This is a genomic window from Shigella sp. FC1544 (genome assembly GCF_001722145.1).
GTDB lineage: Bacteria > Pseudomonadota > Gammaproteobacteria > Enterobacterales > Enterobacteriaceae > Escherichia > Escherichia coli.
Genome location: NZ_MECT01000461.1, coordinates 1 through 414 on the forward strand (window position 1 = coordinate 1; position 414 = coordinate 414).

Sequence of the window (414 nt, forward strand, 5' to 3'; positions counted from 1 at the left end):
AGTAGCGGAGCAGGAAGGACATCTGATGGAAATGGAAGCCACGCAAGCACCTTAAAATCACCATCATACACTAAATCAGTAAGTTGGCAGCATTACCCTCACTGACATCCAGTCGGTAATCAAACAGATGTGTAGGAAAACCATCCACCACATCTTGATATATTCCGAATTTACGTTGATGCTCCGCGTTGTGATATCTCCGCCATCACAATTGATGCACCATAGAGCAAACTGAATATCACGGAATGATAAATGACGCTCTACCAGATAAAACCGCTCTTTCAGTCGCTGTTAAGGCCGACGATGTTTTGGCTTTATGGATTTGCCCCTATATTTCCAGACATCTGTTATCACTTAACCCATTACAAGCCCGCTGCCGCAGATATTCCCGTGGCGAGCGATAACCCAGCGCAC

General features: G+C 45.7%; 1 pseudogene. It reads left to right on the forward strand.

The features are described from left to right. Nucleotides 1-252 precede the first annotated feature (252 nt). Nucleotides 253-318: pseudogene (locus BGK49_RS30545) on the forward strand (CDP-alcohol phosphatidyltransferase family protein); the annotation flags it as partial. Nucleotides 319-414: the final 96 nt, after the last annotated feature.